The organism is Phyllobacterium sp. P5_D12 (assembly GCF_054049495.1).
This window is the reverse complement of sequence record NZ_JBFUMG010000941.1, coordinates 1-1,125: the sequence shown is the minus strand read 5'-3', so window position 1 is coordinate 1,125 and position 1,125 is coordinate 1. Positions and strand designations below refer to the sequence as shown.

At 54.1% G+C, this 1,125-nt stretch carries 1 pseudogene; it reads right to left on the bottom strand.

The features are described from left to right. Positions 1–1,125, bottom strand: a pseudogene (locus tag ACXJ5O_RS27820) (hypothetical protein); the annotation flags it as partial.

Sequence of the window (1,125 nt, the reverse complement as noted above, 5' to 3'; positions counted from 1 at the left end):
GCACTTATCCGTCAAGGTCAATCGATTTCCCGTCATGATATCCTGAAATTCCTTGCCATTGATTTCCGCTGGAATATGCACAGCGGTGTCGCCCCAAGCGGGTATAGGCATGAAGGGTTCGTGAAACCGTTTCACCGCTTCGAAGGGTTGGCGGGGGACGGCTACCAGACAATAGTCGGATTCGTGCTTGCGTAGAAAAGCGACGATGTTTTTCCGCTTCTTGCCGGTTACCTTCAGAGGAATGTATTGGCCGCTGATGAACAGTTCAGGCTTGCGCTTTCGCGCACGCAGATGAGCGGCGACTAGCCGCTGTTTGACGGCACCCGTATGCCAATCCTCCAGGAGAATGTTCAAGGGGCACTGATCTGCATAGGAAAGCCGGGCAGTAAGCGCATCGAAATCTATGTCATTCGATGCCGGAATGTTCGACACGGCGAAATCCCAGGATTCCGCTCCATTGTAGATGACAGGAACGCCGGGAGCAGTTGCCTTGAGAACAGTTTGTGAAAAACTATTGAGCGCGCCGGCTATCCAGAAAGGCCGCATCGTCTTCGTGAAGTCCAGAAGGAAAGAACGGTCGGCGAAGAGCTGATCGATATAGTCCATCACGGCCAACTCATAGGGCTTGTTGATTTCCGTCCAGAAGGAATCTCTCTGAATTTCGCTGATCGCTTTCTGGATGAATGCGCAAAGATCGTTACGGACAGCCTGCAGACTGTTTTCATCGTCGATCTGCAGTGTCAACGGCCAGATCGCAGCAAGGGTTTGATAGATCAGCCATTCAGTCTGAGGATCCGGCGCCAGCGTTTCCTCGATCGTTGCGACATTGCCCGCATGGAGCGTGCGCCACTGCGCCACCGCCTCGCACCAGATTTCCGGCGCTTCGGACAGAGCGAGTAGCCGCATTCTCGCATCCTCGCCGAATTTGGTGGTGTAGGAAAACGTTGTCGCCAGCATGCCTTTAGGCGCGACCGTGGCTTTGCGCAGCATCTTTTCGTGGAAAAGCTGCACCGAATCCCCGGCATCACTCGAGCGTAATATGACTTCGTCAAGCGCGATCGGCCCACGGCCATATTGGTACGATTGTTCGATTGCCTGTGCCATGACAGCGGCAGTCAATTGCTG